Source organism: Delftia deserti (assembly GCF_042653485.1).
GTDB lineage: Bacteria > Pseudomonadota > Gammaproteobacteria > Burkholderiales > Burkholderiaceae_C > Comamonas > Comamonas acidovorans.
On sequence record NZ_JBHSIH010000001.1, the window covers coordinates 4,305,362 to 4,323,514 of the forward strand.

Consider the following 18,153-nt stretch of genomic DNA (forward strand, 5'->3'; position numbering starts at 1 on the left):
GGTTCGGCCGGACCAGCCTCCGGCCGGGCCATTGCAGACGATGTGGTCCTTGTCTCTTGAATGGATGCTGCTGGCCCTGCTCGTGTTCTGGGCCGTTGGCGCATACAGCCGGCTGGCCCGGCTGCGCAGCGGCTGCGTGCAGCAGTTCGGCGCGCTCGATGCCCACCTGGGCCAGTGGCATGCGATGCTGCAGGCCTTCGAGGCCCAGCCCAAGGCCGAAGGCCAAAGTCCCGCCCTTGTGCATGCACAGGCCGCACTGCACCAGACCGCCGCACAGCTGCAGGCGGCCCTGGTCGATGCCCGTGGCCGGCCGCTGCGCGAGACCGCGCTGGCCTCGCTGGAGCACGCCTGTTCGGCGCTGGACGTGGCCTGGCAGGCCATGACCAAGGTCGCCGTTGATACCGGTGCCGGCGCCGCAGTCACCGGTGCTGCGCCACCAGACGCCCCATCGCCGGACCCCGATCCGATGCAGCCGTGGCAGCAGCGCTGGACCGAGCACCAGGTGCGCAACCGCCTGGGACTGCAGCAATTCAATGCCGCGGCCGAGCGCTACAACGCCGCCATCGCGCAATATCCGGCCAGGCTGCTGGCCTGGCTGCTGGGCTTTCGCCCGGTGCGCAGCCTGCTGATCGAACCTGTGGCCAGCAAGGCACAGGAAAGTGGAACATGAACCAACGCACGCATTCTTCCCCGCGCCGCGCTGCGGCGCCCTCGCAAGGACCGGCCCTGTGGCAGCAGCTCGATGCCGTCGCCCAATGCCTGCAGTCCGTGCTTGAAGGCCAGTCCAGCCGCAGTGTGCTGGCGCGCGTGGCGCAGCCGCTGCGCCCCGGCGTCCAGGCGCTGCTGTTCCAGGTGCTGCGCCAGTTGGGCCGTGCCCAGGCGCTGCAAAGGCAGCTGGCCTCGCGCAATCCGCCACCCCGCGTCAGCGCATTGCTGAACACGGCCCTGGCCCTGGCCTGGGATGAATCCCGGGCGCCGTACCCCCCATTTACCCTGGTCAACCAGACGGTGGAGGCGGCCAAGCAGGGGCCGACGCGCGCCCAGTCCGGTTTCGTCAACGCCTGCCTGCGTCGCTTTCTGCGCGAGCGCGATGCCCTGGTCGCAGCCACCGACGACCAGCCGCAGGCCGTCTGGAACCATCCCGCCTGGTGGATTGCCCGCCTGCGCAAGGACCATCCCGTGCATTGGCAGGCCATCCTGCAGGCCAACAATGAACAGCCGCCGATGACGCTGCGCGTCAACCGCCAGCAAACGGACCGCCAGTCCTACCAGGCGGCGCTGCAGGCCATGGACGTGCCTTCCCTTGCCGTGGCGGACAGCGGCCTGCAACTGCAGCAGGCCCTGCCGGTGCAGTCCCTGCCGGGCTTCGACGAGGGCCTGGCCTCGGTGCAGGATGCGGCTGCGCAACTGGCCGCACCGTTGCTGCTGCAGGGGCTGGAGCAGCCCGCCGGCCGCGCGCTGCGTGTGCTCGATGCCTGCGCCGCCCCGGGCGGCAAGACGGCCCACCTGCTGGAGTACGCCGCCCCGCAGACCCTGGAGGTCACGGCGCTGGAGATAGATGCCGAGCGTGCCGCGCGCATCGCAGACACGCTGGGGCGGCTGCACTTGCAGGCCCGCGTGGTGGTGGCCGACGCATCCCGGCCCGACCAGTGGTTCGATGCGCAATGCGGCGGCCAGCGGTTCGACGCCATCTTGCTGGACGCACCCTGCACGGCCTCGGGCATCGTGCGGCGCCAGCCCGACGTGCGCTGGCTGCGCCGTGAAAGCGATGTGCGCCAACTGGCCGAGATCCAGGCGCGCCTGCTGGACACCCTGTGGCCACTGCTGCAGCCCGGTGGACGCCTGCTCTACTGCACCTGTTCGGTCTTCAGGGAGGAGGGCGAGGCACAGGTTCAAGCGTTTGTTACACGCAACAGTGAGGCGCGAACCCTGGCGGCACCGGGGCATTTAATCCCGGGCAACGCCGACAAAGCCGGCATGCTGGCTGACAATGCTTTGGGTGACCACGACGGCTTCTTCTACGCCTTGCTGCAAAAGACGCGCTGACCTCCCCCATCGGGCCTGGTCGCCAGCCTGGCTGCGCCTGCTGGCGCGGCTGGCCGGGGCGCTGCTGCTGGCCGGCGTGCTGGCGGGCCTGGGCCTGCAGGCCAGGGCCGATGCCCTGACGGCCGAGATCGGCCCCATGCAGCTCGATCGCTCCGACGACGGCCTGCTGCTGTCGGCCAACCTCCATTTCGAGCTGCCCTACCAGATCGACGATGCGCTGCGCCAGGGCATTCCCATGTACTTCGTGGCCGATGCCCAGATCCAGCGCGAGCGCTGGTACTGGTCCGATCAGCAACTGGCCACCGCCAGCCGCCACTACCGCCTCAGCCACCAGCCGCTGACGCGCCGCTGGCGCCTGCACATCTCCAGCACTCCGTTCTCCAGCAGCGGCCTGGGGCTGGCGCTGGGCCAGACCTTCGAAAGCCTGGACGATGCACTGGCCTCCATGCAGCGCATCTCGCGCTGGAAGATCATGGATACGGCGCCCACGCAATCGGGCGTATCGGTGCAACTGCGCTTTCGCATCGACCTGTCCCAACTGCCAAGGCCGCTGCAGATCGGCGCGCTGGGCCGCTCGGGCTGGAACCTGCAGCTGTCGCGCACCCAGATGCTGGAAGACGCCCCATGAGCAGGGCCGCAGCCGACGACGAACGCGGGGCCCTGCCGGCCTCGGCCGGCCTGTCGCGCGGCACGCGCTGGGCCGTGGGCGTGGGCGCCGGCCTCATGGGCCTGGTCGGCGTGCTGCTGCTGTTCCTGCTCACCCTGGCCACCAACAACCGCCTGGACTACGAACGCAACTACAACTGGCTGTTCGCCGCCAATGTGGTCGTGGCCGGCCTGCTGCTGGCCATCCTGGTCTGGGGCGGCATCCGCCTGGCCATACGGCTGCAGCGCGGGCGCTTCGGCAGCCGCCTGCTGCTCAAGCTGGCCGGCATCTTCACGCTGGTGGGCCTGGTGCCGGGCCTGCTGATCTACATCGTCTCCTACCAGTTCGTCTCGCGCTCCATCGAAAGCTGGTTCGACGTGCAGGTCGAGGGCGCGCTGTCGGCAGGCGTCAGCCTGGCCAGTGCCACGCTGGAGACCGTGGCCAATGACATGGCCAACAACACGCGCACCGCAGGCGCCCAGCTGACCCAGGTCTCCGACGCGGGCGCGGCACTGATCCTGGAGCGCGTGCGCGACCAGTTGGGTGCCACCGATGTCGTGTTGTGGAGCGCCTCCGAAATCGCCGTCGTGGGTCCGGCGTCGGTGCCGCGCAGTGGCGAGCTGGCTGGCTTGCGCGCGGTGGCCAGCGCAGGCCAGTCGCGGTTCAACCTGCAGCCCGAACGCCCCAGCGCGCAAATGCTGCGCTCGCTGCGCGAGCAGCGCGCCGTGGCCAGCATCGAAGGCCTGGACGACGACGGCACGGCCCAGCCCGGTGCCACCGCGCCCGGCGCCCAGGTCCGCACCCTGGCCCTGGTGCCCAACCCCAGCGTGGGCCTGCTGGCCGAGCCGCGCTACCTGCAGGCCACCATCGCGCTGCCGCAGGCCCTGGTGACCAATGCCCTGGCAGTGCAGGCCGCCAACCGCGAATACCAGGAACGCGCGCTGGCACGCGCGGGCCTGCAGCGCATGTACATAGGCACGCTCACGCTCAGCCTGTTCCTGGCCGTGTTCGGCGCCGTGGTGCTGGCCATCGTGCTGGGCAACCAGTTGGCCCGGCCGCTGCTGCTGCTGGCCCAGGGCATGCGCGACGTGGCGCGTGGCGACCTGCGGCCCAAGCCCGCGCTGCAGACGCGCGACGAGATCGGCGGGCTCACGCGCTCCTTTGCGCTGATGACCCAGCAACTGGCCGACGCCCGCGCCGAAGCCAACCGCAGCATGGGCCAGCTCGATGCGGCGCGCGGCAACCTGCAGACCATCCTCGACAACCTCACCTCGGGCGTCATCGTGCTGGACGCGCGGGGCGCCATCGTGCTGAGCAATCCCGGCGCCACGCGCATATTGCGCGCGCCCATGGCGGTCCATGAAGGCCGGCTGCTGTCCCAGGTGCCGGGGCTGGAGCAGTTCGGCGAAGTCGTGCAGGAGCAGTTCGCGCTCTTCCTGGGCGAGCAGGGGCGCGATCGCTGGCAACTGGTGCATGAGCTGCATGCCTCCACCGATGGCGGCGTCATCCAGCACACCACCACCCTGGTCATGCGCGGTGCGGAACTGCCCGATGCGCAGCGCCTGCTGGTCTTCGACGACATCTCGGAAATCGTCTCGGCCCAGCGTGCCCAGGCCTGGGGCGAGGTGGCGCGCCGCGTGGCCCACGAGATCAAGAACCCGCTCACGCCCATCCAGCTGTCGGCCGAGCGCATGGCCATGCGGCTGACCGACAAGCTGCAGCCGGCTGACCAGGCGCTGCTGGCCAAGTCCGTCAAGACCATCGTCGATCAGGTCGGCGCCATGAAGCGCCTGGTCGATGAATTCCGTGACTACGCGCGCCTTCCCGCCGCCAACCTGCAGTCGCTGGACCTCAACGCGCTGGTCACCGATGTGCTCCAGCTGTATGGGGAAGAGAATGCCGAAGTGCGCGTGGACTGCGCGCTGGACCCGCAGTGCCCGCCGATTTCCGGCGATGGCCAGCAGCTGCGCCAGGTCATTCACAATCTTTTGCAGAACGCCCAGGACGCCACGGCCCAGCGCGCGCAGGAAAGCGGCCAGCCCCCCGGCCCCGTGACCCTAGAGACGCGCTGGAACGAGTCCACGCGCCGCGTGCGCCTGAGCATCAGTGACAGCGGCACGGGCTTTGCCGCCAACATCCTTCAACGGGCCTTCGAGCCCTACGTCACGACCAAGGTGCGAGGCACCGGCCTGGGCCTGGCCGTGGTCAAGAAAATCGCAGACGAGCATGGCGCCCGCATCGACCTGGGCAACAGGGTGGATGACGGGGTGATTCAAGGCGCACAAGTGTCGCTATCATTTGCGCCTGAGCGCACAGGATAGGCCTGACGCCCCGCGCCTCAGCACATAGGCTTAAGACACATGGCAAACATACTGGTGGTCGACGACGAACTGGGGATCCGGGATTTGTTGTCGGAAATCCTCAACGACGAAGGTCATAGTGTGGACGTGGCCGAGAACGCCGGTCAGGCACGCTCGGCGCGCGCCTCCAACACCTACGACCTCGTGCTTCTCGACATCTGGATGCCCGACACCGATGGCGTATCGCTGCTCAAGGAATGGGCCTCGGCAGGCCTGCTGACCATGCCCGTGATCATGATGAGCGGCCACGCCACCATCGAGACGGCCGTGGAGGCCACGCGCATCGGCGCGCTGTCCTTCCTCGAAAAGCCCATCACCATGCAAAAGCTGCTCAAGGCCGTGGAGCAGGGCCTGGCGCGCAACGCCGCCAGCCAGGCACCGGCTGCAGCACCCGTGGCGGTGGTCGAGCCGGACACTGCGGCCGTGGTCGCGCCTGCGGCCAGCCGCGTGCCGGTGGACAACAACGTGCCGCATGCACACCAGGGGTTCGACCTGGACCGCCCGCTGCGCGAGGCGCGCGACGGCTTCGAGAAGGCCTACTTCGAATTCCACCTGGCACGCGAAGGCGGCTCCATGACACGCGTGGCCGAGAAGACCGGCCTGGAGCGCACCCACCTGTACCGCAAGCTGCGCCAGCTGGGCGTGGACCTGGGCCGCAACAAGCGCGGATAGACTTTTTGAAGGAATTTTGGCTTTTTCGTTTTTGGGCCAAAAAATCCTGCATATAATCTAGTTCTCGGCCCGGTAGCTCAGTCGGTAGAGCAGAGGATTGAAAATCCTTGTGTCGGCGGTTCGATTCCGTCCCAGGCCACCAAATTCAGTAAAAAATTACGGACTGCTTCGCAAGAAGCAGTCCGTTTTTCTTTGTGCTGCTGAAAAGCCTGCCGTTGTTCAGGACGCCCGGGCCACATGCTCCAGTCACTCAGGCGGGGGGCGGCTGCATTGTCACGGTCACCAGCAGCACGCAGCCCTGTTCGCCCCGGGCGTGCACGTCATGGGGCTCGCCAGCGGGCACCAGCACCACCGAGCCGGCCACCAGCCGCAGGCTGGCCACGCGCGTGGCGATGCCGGCTTCGCCCGCCAGGCAATGGATGGTGGCCTCGCCCGGCACCTGGTGGCGCGGCAGTGCATGGCCGGGCGGCAGCACCAGCCGAAGCAGCTGCAGCTGCGGGGTCCTGATCAGGCTGGTGCTGATGTGCATGCCGTCGCGGGCGTGCAGGGCGATGACATCCAGTGGCTTTGCGTGTTCGAGTGCCATGCTTGGCTCCTGCTTGATGTGGGTCAGAAGGTGGTGCCGCAGCGGCCCCGCCCGCGCGCCTGAAGATGTACGCTGAATACATCTTATGCAGGCGCACGGCGGGCCGGAAGGAGTGGACATCATGGCGCAATGGCTGGAACTGGAGGAACCCCTGCGAACCCGGGAGGCTCCGCAATGGAAGGCTTTCCTGGAGCTGGGATTCCGGCCGCTGTACCTGCTGGGCTGCCTTTGGGCTGCACTGTCGGTGGCGCTGTGGGTCCATGCGCCGCAGTGGATCGCGGGGCGCATGCCCGGCGTGTTCTGGCATGCGCACGAGATGCTGTGGGCCTTCGTGGCCACCATTGCCGTGGGCTTTCTGTTCACGGCAGGCAGCAACTGGACAGGGCGCAACCCCCTGCAGGGCCGGGCATTGGGCGCGCTGTGCCTGCTGTGGCTGGTGGCCCGCGCAGGCTTCTTGCTGCCGGGGCCGCAGGCCTTTGCGGTCGCCGCGCTGTGCGAGACGGCCTTCTTCTGCTGGGCCGCGCTGGCGCTGGGCCGTGCCATCCAGGTGGCGCGCAGCCGGCGCAACTACGGGCTGCCCCTGCTGCTGGCGGGCCTGGGCGTGGCCGATGCGCTGTACCTGTGGTCCATCTGGCAAGGCGACTACGGCGCGCTCATGCAGCGCTTCAACGCAGGCCTGCTGTGCATGGCCGTGATTGCGCTGCTGATCGCGCGGCGCGTGATCCCCTTCTTCGCCATGCGCGCTGTGTCCGGCCTGCAGATCCCCATGCACACGGCCAGCGGCCAGTGGCAGCTGGCCGCTGGCGTGGTGGCCATCGCCTGCCTGCTGGCGGGCTGGTGGCCGGGCCTGGCCGCCGGCCTGGCCGTGGCGGGCCTGATCGCCCTGTGGCAGGTGCTGGCCTGGAAGCCCCAGGCCGTGCGCCGCGTGCCGCTGCTGTGGATTCTCTACCTGGGCCACGCGGCGCTGGGTGCGGGTCTGCTGGTGGCCGGCGCACATGCAGCCGGATGGGTGCTGCGCCCCGCCTGGCCCGTGCATGTGATCGGTGCGGGCGGCTTTGCCCTGCTCATCATCGGCATGTGCACACGGACGTCGATGGGCCACCTGGGCCTGCCGCTGCGCACCGACCGCAGCATCGTCGCCGCCTATGCCCTGGTCATTGCCGCTGTCGTCCTGCGCCTGGCGGCCCTGCTGCCCACGGTGCTGTCGCTGGCGGCGCTGCATGCCTCGGCCGCTGCCTGGGTACTGGCCTTTGCGCTGTACCTGTGGCGTTTCGCCCCCCTGCTGGTGCGCCCGCGTGCCGACCGGCAGGCATGAGAGCAGACCTGCCATGCGCCTGACCCTGATGACCGACTACGCGCTGCGCCTGCTCATGCATGTGGCGCGCCACCCCGGGCGGCTGTGCACGATTGCCGAGATCGCCCAGGCCCATGCCATCTCCGAAGCCCACCTCATGAAGGTCACGCACCAGCTGGCGCTGCGCGGCTGGATCGTCACCGTGCGCGGCAAGGGCGGCGGCATGCGCCTGGCCCATGCGCCGGCCGACATCGGCCTGGGCGACGTGGTGCGCGGCATGGAGCCGGACCTTGCCATCGTCGAATGCTTCACGGGCACCAGCCCGCCGGCCTGCACGCTTGCGCAGGACTGCCGGCTGGCCGGCGTGCTGGGCGGGGCGCTGGACAGCTTCATGGCCCATCTGGACGGCTTCACGCTGGCCGATCTGCTGCCGGCTTCCGCATCCCTTCCTCTGTCCCTGCCCCTACCGCTGTCGCACAGGAGCCGCGCATGAGCTACGGACTGTTGCTGACCCTGCACCTGCTGGCGGCCATTGCCTTTGCCGGCACGGTGTTCTTCGAAGTCGTGCTGCTGGCCGGGGCGCGTCGCCACCTGCCCGCCGCCGTGGCGCGCGCCACCGAGCAGGCGCTGGGCGACCGCGCAGTGGCCGTCATGCCCTGGGTGCTGATGGTGCTGTACGGCGCGGGGCTGGGTCTGGCCTGGCAGCACCGCGCTGCGCTGGCTGCCGCCTTTGCCGCTCCGCTGGCCAGCAGCTTCGGCCTGCTGCTGGCGCTCAAGATCATGCTGGCGTTCAGCGTGTTCGGGCATTTTCTGGCGGCCATGTGGTGGCGCCGGCACGGTGTGCTGGGCGGGCGCCGCTCGCACCGCCTGCACCTGAGCGTGTTCTTCCATGTGCTGGCCATCGCGCTGCTGGCCAAGGCCATGTTCTACCTGCACTGGTAAACAGCCTGCAGGCAGGCCCTGGCCGCGTTAAGCTCGCTGCTTGCATGGCTTGGAGCACGGGGGCGCAGAGGTGGCATTGCATTGGCAGCCGGGCTTGATCGCCCTGCACGGGAATCAGACGGAGGTGCTGGCCGACACGGTGCTGGCATGGCTGGCTGCGCACCCGCTGGATGTGCTGGAGCCCGAGGTGGTGCTGGTGCAGAGCAACGGCATGGCCGAGTGGTTCAAGATGCGCATGGCCGAGCAGCTGGGCGTGTGCGCCGCCGCGCGCGTGGAACTGCCCGCGCGCTTTGTGTGGCGCAGCTACCGCCAGGTGCTGGGCCGCCAGGCCGTGCCGCGGGAATCGCCGCTGGACAAGACGCCCATGACGTGGCGGCTGATGCGCCTGCTGCCGCAGTGCCTGCATGACCCGGCCTTCGCCCCCATTGCAGGCTTTCTGCGCCCCGGCGAGCCCGAGCGGCTGCTGCAATTGGCCCAGCGCCTGGCTGACCTTTTCGACCAATACCAGATCTACCGCGCCGACTGGCTGGATGCCTGGGAGGCCGGGAGCGACCTGCTGCCCATGCCTTTGCGCCCCGATGCGGCCGACACCGCGGTGCCGGAAGGCCAGCTGTGGCAGCCGCGCCTGTGGCGCGCCGTGCTGGCCGAGCTGGATGAGGACCAGCGCGGCGCCACGCGCGCGCGCCTGCAGGGCAGGGTGCTGGCCGCGCTGCAGTCGGGCGAGGCGCCGGCCGCGCCGCTGGCGCGCCGCGTGGTGGTGTTCGGCATCAGCCAGTTGCCGCTGAGCCTGCTGGAATTCCTGGCCGCCATTGCAAGCCACAGCCAGGTCCTGCTGGCCGTGCCCAATCCCTGCCGCTTTCACTGGGCCGACGCCATCGACGGGCGCGAGCTGCTGCGCATGGCGCGGCGCCGCCAGCCGCTGCGCGGAGGGCGTGATCTGGCGCAGCTGCCACTGGAGGCCATGCACGCCCACGCCCATCCGCTGCTGGCCGCCTGGGGCCGGCAAAGCCGCGACTATGTGCGCCAGCTCGACGCCTTCGACACCACGGGTGCCGCAGCGCAGCTGCAGATGCCGCGCGTGGACCTGTTCGACGAAACCGATGCCGAGGACCTGCGCACCGCGCCGCTGCTGGCCCAGGTGCAGCAGCGCATCCGCGACCTGGTGCCGCTGGCCGAGCACCCGCCGCTGGAGGTGGCACGGGCCGACCGTTCCATCGTCTTTCACAGCGCCCACAGCGTGGTGCGCGAGCTGGAGGTGCTGCACGACCAGCTGCTGCAGATGCTGGCCCGGCCCCAGGATCCTGCCCAGCCAGGGCAGGTGCCGCTGGCGCCGCGTGATGTGGTGGTCATGCTGCCGTCCATAGAGACCGCCGCACCCTCCATACGCGCCGTGTTCGGCCAGTACGGCCGGCATGACCCGCGCCACATTCCCTTTGACATCGCCGACCTGGGTGCGCGCGCCAGCAGCCCGCTGGCCGTGGCCCTGCAATGGCTGCTGCGCCTGCCGCAGCAGCGCTGCCGGCTCAGCGAGCTGTGCGACCTGCTCGATGTGCCGGCCATTGCCGCGCGCATGGGGCTGGCGGCCGACGACCTGCCCCAGCTCACGCGCTGGATGGCCGGAGCCGGCATCCGCTGGGGACTCAATGCGCCGCAGCGTGGCGCCCTGGGCCTGCAGGCCTGTGGCGAACACAACAGCGCCTGGTTCGGCCTGCAGCGCATGCTGCTGGGCTATGCCAGCGGCGTGGCGCAGGACGGCCAGGCCTTTGGTGGCATCGAACCCTATGACGAAGTGGGCGGCCTGTCGGCCGAGCTGGCCGGCGTGCTGGCCGCGCTGCTGGATCGCATGCTGGCCTGGTGGCGCGCGGCCGAGCAGTCCGCCACGCCCGAGGCCTGGGCGCAGCGCTTTCGCGCGCTGCTGCAGGATTTTTTCGAGGCGCAGGACGATGAGGACGAGGCCATGCTGGCCGCGCTGGACGCAGCCCTCACGGCCTGGCAGCGCGCCTGCGAGCAGGCCGGCTATGCGGATGCCGTGGAACTGGGCGTGGCCCAGGAGGCCTGGATGCAGGCGCTGGAGCAGCCCTCGCTGTCGCAGCGCTTTCGGGCCGGTGGCGTGACCTTTTGCACGCTGATGCCCATGCGCGCCATTCCCTTCGAGGTGGTCTGCCTGCTGGGCATGAACGATGGCGACTATCCGCGCCGCGCCACGCGCAGCGACTTCGACCTGATGGCGCTGCCCGGCCAGCAGCGCCCCGGCGACCGCGCGCGCCGCGACGATGACCGCCAGCTCATGCTCGAAGCCCTGCTGTCCGCACGCCGCGCGCTCTACATCAGCTGGACCGGCCACCATGTGCGCGACAACAGCGAGCAGCCGCCCTCGGTCCTGGTCTCCCAGCTGCGCGACTACCTGGAGGCCGGCTGGCGCGGCGAAGGCGGCCAGTCGCTGCTGGCGCAGCGTACGCAGCAGCACCTGCTGCAGCCGTTCAGCCGCCGCTATTTCGAAGAGGGTTCGCCCTGGACCACCTATGCGCGCGAATGGCGGGCAGCGCATGCACAGCCCGATGGTGCGAGCGAGCCGCCTGCATTGCCCGGGCAACCGCGCCCGCCTTTTGTGCCCGACGCATCGGCGCCGCTGACGCTGGCCCGGCTCACCGATTTCCTGCGCCATCCGGCGCGCGCCTACCTGCGCCAGCGCCTGCAGGTGCGCTTCGAGCAGGAGGACAACCCGGTCGTGGACGAGGAGCTGTTCCAGCTCGACGGCCTGACCGAATACCTGCTGGTGCAGCAGCTGCAGCAGCAGGTGGCGGCCGGCCTGTCCGAGCCCGGGCAGGTGGCCCAGGCCATGGAAGACAGCGTGCGTGCGGCCGTCGCGCGCCTCACGCGCTCGGGGCGGCTGCCGCTGGCGGGGCTGGGCGAGCGCGGCGCGCGGGCGCTGCAGTCCTCGGTCACGCCTTCGCTGCGCGAATGGCGCCAGCAACTGGCCCTGTACGCCCATCCCGCGCCGCGCAGGCGGCTGCTGATCGAGCGGGACGGCCTGGTGTTCGACGACTGGATCGACGGGCTGCGCCAGTCCTGCGAAACCGAAGAGTCCCCCGATGCGGACGACGCACAGTGCTGGCTGCTGCTGGACCCGCGCAACCTGCTCAACGCCAAGGGACTGCCCCATGCCGACAAGCTCATGCCGGTCTACCTGCGCAGCCTGGCGCTGTCCGCCAGCGGCTCGCGGGCCCAGCTGCGCGTGGTGGCGCGCGACGCTGTGGTCCAGGTGCTGCCCATGGAGCCGTCCGAGGCGCTGGTCCGGCTGGGTGAGTTGATGGCCTTGTGGCGTGAAGGCCAGGACGGCCCGCTGCCCCTGCCGCTGCGCAGCGGCCTGGCCATGGCCGAAGGCTTTCCCGCGGCGGCCCAGCAGGCCTATGAAGGAGGCCATCTGGTCGGCGGCGAAGGCGAGGACCCGTCCTGGGCGCGCTGCTACCCGGACTTCGAACGCCTGAGTGCCGATGGCCGTTTCGAGGCCCTGGCCCATGCCGCCCACGCGCCGCTGCTCGACTGGGTGGCCGCGCAGGTGCAGGTCCTGCCGCACCAGGGGGATGCGCAATGAGCGCGAGCGAAGAAATGATCGGAGCCGTGACCAGCCATGTGCTCGACGCGCAGCGCTTCCCGCTGTGGGGCAGCCGCCTGATCGAGGCCAGCGCCGGCACCGGCAAGACCTGGACCATCGCCGCGCTCTACCTGCGCCTGGTGCTGGGGCATGGCGAGGGCAGCCTGGACGGCATCAGCAGCACGGCCTTCGAGCGCCCGCTGATGCCACCCGACATCCTCGTCATGACCTTCACGCGCGCGGCCACGCGCGAGCTGTCCGACCGCATACGCAAGCGCCTGATCGAGGCCGTGCAGTGCTTTCGTGGCGAGGCCGAGCCCGCGCCCCACGACGCCTTCCTGCACGCGCTGCGCGAGGCCTACCCTGAAGGTGCGGCACGCGAACGCGCGGCCTGGCGCCTGGCCATGGCAGCCGAATGCATGGATGACGCTGCCATCCACACCATAGACGCCTGGTGCCAGCGCATGCTGCGCGAGCATGCCTTCGACAGCGGCAACCTCTTCGACGAAACGCTGGAGCCCGACGAAAGCCAGCGCCAGACCGAGGCCGCGCAGGACTACTGGCGCCAGCAGTGCTATCCGCTGTCCGACGAACTGCTGGACGAGGCCCTGAAGATCTGGCCCCACGTCGGCGCCCTGGTCGATGACATGCGCGCCCTGCTGCGCGAGCCACCCGTGCCTGGCGCGGGCGAGGGCAGCCTGGCCGACTGCCTGCAGCGCGCCATGGAGCAGCGCCGCAGCCGCCTGCTGGCCCTGGCGGCCGGCTGGGACGACAAGGCGCAGCGCCTGCAGCGGTGGCTGGATGGACAGCTCGACGGCCATGGCGCGCTGTGGGACAAGCGCAAGCTGCAGCCCGCGCGCTACACCGGCTGGCTGGCCGCCCTGGCCGACTGGTCGCGCGCGCCGCTGGACAGCCCGCTGGCGCTGACCGAGGCCGCGCGCCACCGCCTCAGCCCCGAAGGCCTGGCCGAGGCCTTCAAGGGATCGACCGGCGATGTGCTCATGCCGCTGGAGCTGGCCGAGCTGCAGGCGCTGCTGCTGCAGCTGGAGCAACTGCCGCCCGTCAGCGTGGCCGTGCGCCTGCATGCGGCCGCGCGCGTGGCGCAGCGGCTGGCCCACCTCAAGCGCCAGGCCGGCAGCTTCGGCTTTGCCGACATGCTGCAGCGCCTGGACACGGCCCTGGCCGGCGACAACGGCGCTGTGCTGCGCGAGCGCATCCTGGCCCAGTACCCGGTGGCGCTGATCGATGAATTCCAGGACACCTCGCCGCTGCAGTACCGCCTGTTCGACCAGATCTATCGCACGGCGGCCAACGACCCGCACAGCGCCCTGCTGCTGATCGGCGACCCCAAGCAGTCCATCTACGGCTTTCGCGGCGCCGACATCCACAGCTACCTGCAGGCGCGCCGCGCCACCGAGGGTCGCCACTACGTGCTGGGCACCAACTACCGCTCCACCCAGGCGCTGGTGGGTGCCGTCAACCGCTGGTTCGCGCAGGCCGAACAACGCCCGGGCGAGGGCGCCTTCATGTTCCGGCGCGGCAGCCACAACCCGCTGCCATTCGAGCCCGTGGCGGCCCAGGGCCGGCGCGAGCTGCTGCACACGCGCGACGGCACCATGCCCGCCCTCACCGTGGCCTGGAGTGCGGGCCGTGACGAGGACACCGGCATCCCCCTGCCCTTGTCGGCCGACGAGGTGCGGCGGCGCTTTGCTGCCCATTGCGCCGAGCAGATCGTGCAGTGGCTGGCCGATCCGCAGGCCGGCTTTGTGCAGCCCGATGGCGGCTTTGTGCGCCTGCGGCCCGCCGACATCGCCGTGCTGGTGCGCACGGGCCGCGAGGCGGCCACCGTGCGCCGCGAACTGCAGGCACGCGCCGTGGCCTCGGTCTACCTGTCGGACCAGGATTCGGTGTTTGCCAGCGACGAGGCCCATGACCTGCTGTACTGGCTGCGCGCCGTCGCCGCGCCGCTGGACGCCCAGGCCGTGCGCGCAGGCCTGGCCACGCGGCTCATCGGCCTGTCGCTGGACGAACTGGCCTGGCTGGCCGCCGACGAAGAAGCCTTTGACGCACGCAGCGAGCAAATGCGCGAGCTGCACGGCATCTGGCTGCGCCTGGGCGTGCTGGCCATGCTGCGCCAGACCCTGTACCGCCTGGACCTGCCCGCACGCTGGCTGCAGGACCCGGCCCTGGGCGGCGAGCGGCGCCTGACCAACTACCTGCACCTGGCCGAGTTGCTGCAGACCGCCAGCGCCCAGCTGGAGGGAGAGCAGGCCCTGATCCGCTGGCTCGCCACGCAGATCGAGGCGCCGGGCAGCGGCAGCGAAGAACAGGTGGTGCGGCTGGAAAGCGACGCCGATCTGGTCAAGATCGTCACCGTGCACAAGAGCAAGGGCCTGGAGTACCCGCTGGTCTGCCTGCCGTTTGCAGGCAGCTTCCGCCCCATGGAGCGGGCCAGGACGCCCTTCCTGACCCTGTCCGCGCAGGATGGGGGGGAAGACGATGCCGCCCCGGCCCGCAGGCTGCTGCTGGACTTCAGTGACGAGGATCTGGCCCAGGCCGACCGCGAGAGGCTGCGCGAGGATCTGCGCCTGTTCTACGTGGCGCTTACCCGCCCGCGCCATGCGCTGTGGCTGGGCCTGGCCCCGCTCAAGCGCGGCAACGGCAAGGCCTGCGTGAACGAGCAGGGCGCAGCCGGCTACCTGCTGGGCGGCACCGAGCCGCGCTCGGCCCAGGGCTGGCGCGACGGCCTGCAGCAGCTGTGCGGCGAAGACCCGCACATGGCCTGGCGCGACCTGGACGCCGGGCCGCTGCAGCGCACGCGCTGGCAGCCGCCGGACGCTGCCACGCCGCTGCACGATGCCCCGGCCTACGACGCGCGCTTCGACACCCGCTGGGGCATCGGCAGCTTCTCGGCCCTGGTGCGCGCCATGGCCGCGCCCAGCCTGCCCGTGCTACCCGTGGCCGTGCAGCGCCCGGCCGAGGATGAGCAGGCGCTGGAGCCGCCCCCATCGCCGGAACGGGCGGACATCGCCGGCCTGGCGGGCCTGCAGTCCCTGCAGGATGGACCGGCCGGCGGGCCTGCGGTCTGGCACCGCTTTCTGCGCGGGCCCGTGGTCGGCAACTTCGTGCATGACCAGCTCGAATGGCTGGGTGGTGAAGACTTTGCGCTGCCCGTGGACGGACAGGGTGCGCTCGCCGATCGCCTGGTGCGCCGCTGCGAGCGTGCGGGCCGCGGCGAGCAGGCGCGCGACCTGCTGGCCTGGCTCACGGCCGTGGTCCACCAGCCGCTGGCGCCACTCGATGTCACGCTGGCCACGCTGGGCCCGCAACTGTCCGAGATGGAATTCTGGCTGCCCGCCCGCCAACTGCCGGCCGAGCGCATCGACCAGCTGTGCCGGCGCTTCATCCTGCCGGGGCAGGAGCGGCCCGCGCTGCCCCAGCGCTCGCTGCACGGCATGCTGATGGGCTTTGCCGACCTGGTGTTCTGCCACGAGGGCCGCTACTGGGTGCTCGACTACAAAAGCAACCACCTGGGGCCGGACGGTGCCGCCTACGGCCAGGAAGCCCTGGCACGTGCCATGCTCCACCACCGCTACGACGTCCAGGCCGCCCTCTACCTGCTGGCCCTGCACCGCCTGCTGCGCAGCCGGCTGGGCGACGCCTACGAGCCGCAGCACCAGCTGGGCGGCGCGCTGTACTACTTTCTGCGCGGCATCGATGGCCCGGCCGGCGGCATGCATGCCATGGCGCCCGAGCTGCCTTTGCTTGATGCGCTCGATGAACTGCTCGGTCCCGGCCGCGCCAACGCGGAGGAACTGCCATGAGCCCACGCTCCCGTTCGCGCACCGTCGATACGGACACGCTGGACCTGTTCGATGAACGGCTGGGCGGCAAACCGCCGGGCGACGATCCGCCGGGCGACGTATCGCCGGGCGACGTATCGCCGAGCACCGACGAGGTGCTGGCCCTGCTGCGCCGCTGGGCCGACGCGGGCCTGCTGCGCCGGCTGGATGCGGCGCTGGCCTCCTTCGTCGCCGGGCAGGATGCGCAGGCCGGGCCCGCCTTGCTGGTGGCGGCCGCGCTGCTGGCGCAGATGGAGGGGCGCGGCCACAGCTGCCTGCCCCTGGCGCCGCTGGCCGGCAACCCCAACGACGTGCTGGCCTGGCCGGCCGAGGCGCTGCCCGCGCAGCAGGCCCTGTGGCAGATGCTGCCCGCGCACCTGTCCGGCTGGATTGCGGCGTTGAGCGCCAGCGCCGTGGTGCGCGTGGTGCATGGCAAGCACGGGGAGCCGGTAGATGGGCGGGAAGGCGGCGAAGACCTCGGCCAGCCCCTGGTGCTGGCCGGTGCCGACGGCCCCGCGCCGCTGCTGTACCTGCGCCGCTACTGGGGCTACGAGCGCGCCGTGGCCACCCACGTCATCCAGCGCACGGCGGCACAGGCCGTGGCGGGACAACCACTGGACGAAGCCCAGGCCCGGCGCTGGCTGGACCAGCTGTTTCCGCCTGCGGCGGACGGCGGCACCGTGGACTGGCAGAAGCTGGCCTGCGCCCTGGCGCTGCGCGGCCGGCTGTCGGTGATCACGGGCGGCCCCGGCACCGGCAAGACCTATACCGCCGCGCGGCTGCTGGCCCTGCTGTTTGCCACGGCATCCGATGCCAGCCAGTTGCGCGTGGCCCTGGCCGCTCCCACGGGCAAGGCCGCCGCGCGCCTGAAGCAATCGATCGACGGGGCCTTGCTGCAGCTGCAGGAAAGCATGGCGGGCGAGATCGACCTGGCCGCCCTGGTGCAGCGCATGGGTGCGGCCCGCACCCTGCACTCCATGCTGGGCGCGCGTCCCGATACGCGGCACTGGGGATTCCATGCGGGCCGGCAACTGGACGTGGACGTGCTCATCGTCGATGAGGCCTCCATGGTCCACCTGGAGATGATGGCGGCGCTGCTGGAGGCGCTGCCGGCCGGCGCCCGCCTGGTGCTGCTGGGCGACAAGGACCAGCTGGCCTCGGTGGAGGCGGGCGCCGTGCTGGGCGACCTGTGCCGCGATGCCCAGGCCGGGCGCTATCTGCCCGACACGCTGGACTACGCGCTGCGCGTGGCGGGCCAGCAGTTGCCGCCGCAGTTCGCGGCGCCGGCAGGCGACCGTGCGCCTGCGCTGGCGCAACACACCGTCATGCTGCGCGAAAGTCGGCGCTTCGGCGGCCCCATCGGCCAGCTGGCACGTGCCGTGAATGCCGGCCACGCCGCGCAGGCCCAGGCCTTGCTCGATGCCGGCACGCAAGGCGGTACGCACTCCGAACTCTGGGAACGCCAGGGCGGCGGCGTGCAGGCCGTGACCGAACTGGCCGTGCGCGGGCGCGGCGGCCTGGCCAGCTATGCCCTCTATGCCCAGGCCCTGCAGGGCCGGCCGGATGCGGCCTGTGCCGACCCGGGTGTGCACCGGGCCTGGGTGGTCGATGTGTTGCAGGCCTTCGAGCGCTTCCGGCTGCTGTGCGCCGTGCGCGAGGGGGACTGGGGCGTGTCCGGCCTCAACCGGGCGGTGGAACAGGCCCTGGATGCGCAGGGCGTGATCCGCCGCGGCGGCGAATGGTATGCGGGCCGGCCCGTCATGGTCACGCGCAACGATGCGCAGCTGGGCGTGTTCAACGGCGACATCGGCATTGCGCTGCCGGGAGTGCACCAGGGGCAGCCAGGGCAACTGCTGCGCGTCTACTTCCTGCAGGGCGACGAACTGCGCTCGGTCGGCGTCAGCCGCATGGCCCATGTGGAGACTGCCTTTGCCATGACGGTGCACAAAAGCCAGGGCTCGGAGTTCGAGCACACGGCCCTGGTGCTGCCCTCGCGCGGCGGCAGCGTGCTGGGGCGCGAGCTGGTCTACACCGGCATCACGCGCGCCCGCCAGGCCTTCTCACTGTTCTCCGAGGTGCCTGGCCTGCTGGCCTCGGCCGTTGGCAGCCCCACGCAGCGCGCCAGCGGGCTGCTGCGCTGGCTGCAGGAATGAGGCGGACAGGGCGGTGG

At 70.7% G+C, this 18,153-nt stretch carries 12 protein-coding genes and 1 tRNA gene; 12 read left to right on the top strand and 1 reads right to left on the bottom strand.

What is annotated here, in order from left to right; translation table 11 throughout:
* The first annotated feature begins 40 nt into the window (after window positions 1-40).
* The 6 genes from ACFPFG_RS20720 (at window position 41) to ACFPFG_RS20745 (ending at window position 5,866) form a co-directional block, all read left to right on the top strand.
* A complete protein-coding gene (locus tag ACFPFG_RS20720; RefSeq protein WP_380108059.1) occupies window positions 41-670 on the top strand; it encodes a LemA family protein in 630 nt (209 codons plus the stop codon).
* Window positions 667-2,046, top strand: coding sequence for a 16S rRNA (cytosine(967)-C(5))-methyltransferase RsmB (rsmB, locus tag ACFPFG_RS20725; RefSeq protein WP_380108061.1), 1,380 nt, complete (start codon window positions 667-669; stop codon window positions 2,044-2,046). The genes ACFPFG_RS20720 and rsmB overlap by 4 nt, the downstream gene beginning before the upstream one ends.
* Complete coding sequence (locus ACFPFG_RS20730; protein ID WP_380108063.1) at window positions 1,991-2,674, top strand: DUF4390 domain-containing protein; 684 nt, start codon at window positions 1,991-1,993, stop codon at window positions 2,672-2,674. The genes rsmB and ACFPFG_RS20730 overlap by 56 nt, the downstream gene beginning before the upstream one ends.
* Complete coding sequence (locus tag ACFPFG_RS20735) at window positions 2,671-5,013, top strand: sensor histidine kinase (protein WP_380108065.1); 2,343 nt, start codon at window positions 2,671-2,673, stop codon at window positions 5,011-5,013. The genes ACFPFG_RS20730 and ACFPFG_RS20735 overlap by 4 nt, the downstream gene beginning before the upstream one ends.
* 39 nt (window positions 5,014-5,052) lie before the next feature.
* Window positions 5,053-5,724, top strand: coding sequence for a response regulator (locus ACFPFG_RS20740; protein WP_183017780.1), 672 nt, complete (start codon window positions 5,053-5,055; stop codon window positions 5,722-5,724).
* Window positions 5,725-5,790: 66 nt separating this feature from the next.
* Window positions 5,791-5,866: transfer RNA gene (locus ACFPFG_RS20745), tRNA-Phe, on the top strand.
* A gap of 108 nt (window positions 5,867-5,974) precedes the next feature.
* Here the strand turns inward: ACFPFG_RS20745 and ACFPFG_RS20750 are convergent.
* Entirely contained in the window at window positions 5,975-6,310 is a 336-nt protein-coding gene (locus ACFPFG_RS20750) for a cupin domain-containing protein (protein ID WP_065346883.1), read from the bottom strand.
* A gap of 121 nt (window positions 6,311-6,431) precedes the next feature.
* On the opposite strand from ACFPFG_RS20750, the gene ACFPFG_RS20755 reads away from it, so the two are divergent.
* The 6 genes from ACFPFG_RS20755 (at window position 6,432) to recD (ending at window position 18,136) form a co-directional block, all read left to right on the top strand.
* Window positions 6,432-7,625, top strand: a complete 1,194-nt coding sequence (locus tag ACFPFG_RS20755; protein WP_197954623.1) for an NnrS family protein — start codon at window positions 6,432-6,434, stop codon at window positions 7,623-7,625.
* 13 nt (window positions 7,626-7,638) lie between these two features.
* Window positions 7,639-8,097, top strand: coding sequence for an RrF2 family transcriptional regulator (locus ACFPFG_RS20760; RefSeq protein ID WP_380108068.1), 459 nt, complete (start codon window positions 7,639-7,641; stop codon window positions 8,095-8,097).
* Window positions 8,094-8,546, top strand: coding sequence for a CopD family copper resistance protein (locus ACFPFG_RS20765; RefSeq protein ID WP_197954625.1), 453 nt, complete (start codon window positions 8,094-8,096; stop codon window positions 8,544-8,546). Before ACFPFG_RS20760 ends, ACFPFG_RS20765 begins: the two co-directional genes overlap by 4 nt.
* Window positions 8,547-8,616: 70 nt before the next feature.
* A complete protein-coding gene (gene recC / locus ACFPFG_RS20770) occupies window positions 8,617-12,141 on the top strand; it encodes an exodeoxyribonuclease V subunit gamma (RefSeq protein WP_380108070.1) in 3,525 nt (1,174 codons plus the stop codon).
* Window positions 12,138-15,965 (top strand): exodeoxyribonuclease V subunit beta, encoded by a 3,828-nt coding sequence (gene recB / locus ACFPFG_RS20775; protein WP_380108072.1) that lies wholly within the window; start codon window positions 12,138-12,140, stop codon window positions 15,963-15,965. The genes recC and recB overlap by 4 nt, the downstream gene beginning before the upstream one ends.
* Window positions 15,962-18,136 carry an exodeoxyribonuclease V subunit alpha gene (gene recD / locus ACFPFG_RS20780; protein WP_380108074.1) on the top strand — a complete coding sequence of 725 codons (2,175 nt, stop codon included), beginning with the start codon at window positions 15,962-15,964 and terminating at the stop codon, window positions 18,134-18,136. The genes recB and recD overlap by 4 nt, the downstream gene beginning before the upstream one ends.
* The last annotated feature ends 17 nt before the right edge of the window (window positions 18,137-18,153 follow it).

What these genes read in the sequence shown, in the direction of transcription:
- ACFPFG_RS20720 (WP_380108059.1), top strand. Translation starts at nt 41, where the DNA reads ATGTGGTCCTTGTCTCTTGAATGGATGCTGCTGGCCCTGCTCGTGTTC.
- rsmB (WP_380108061.1), top strand. Translation starts at nt 667, where the DNA reads ATGAACCAACGCACGCATTCTTCCCCGCGCCGCGCTGCGGCGCCCTCG.
- ACFPFG_RS20730 (WP_380108063.1), top strand. Translation starts at nt 1,991, where the DNA reads ATGCTTTGGGTGACCACGACGGCTTCTTCTACGCCTTGCTGCAAAAGA.
- ACFPFG_RS20735 (WP_380108065.1), top strand. Translation starts at nt 2,671, where the DNA reads ATGAGCAGGGCCGCAGCCGACGACGAACGCGGGGCCCTGCCGGCCTCG.
- ACFPFG_RS20740 (WP_183017780.1), top strand. Translation starts at nt 5,053, where the DNA reads ATGGCAAACATACTGGTGGTCGACGACGAACTGGGGATCCGGGATTTG.
- ACFPFG_RS20750 (WP_065346883.1), bottom strand. Translation starts at nt 6,310, where the DNA reads ATGGCACTCGAACACGCAAAGCCACTGGATGTCATCGCCCTGCACGCC.
- ACFPFG_RS20755 (WP_197954623.1), top strand. Translation starts at nt 6,432, where the DNA reads ATGGCGCAATGGCTGGAACTGGAGGAACCCCTGCGAACCCGGGAGGCT.
- ACFPFG_RS20760 (WP_380108068.1), top strand. Translation starts at nt 7,639, where the DNA reads ATGCGCCTGACCCTGATGACCGACTACGCGCTGCGCCTGCTCATGCAT.
- ACFPFG_RS20765 (WP_197954625.1), top strand. Translation starts at nt 8,094, where the DNA reads ATGAGCTACGGACTGTTGCTGACCCTGCACCTGCTGGCGGCCATTGCC.
- recB (WP_380108072.1), top strand. Translation starts at nt 12,138, where the DNA reads ATGAGCGCGAGCGAAGAAATGATCGGAGCCGTGACCAGCCATGTGCTC.
- recD (WP_380108074.1), top strand. Translation starts at nt 15,962, where the DNA reads ATGAGCCCACGCTCCCGTTCGCGCACCGTCGATACGGACACGCTGGAC.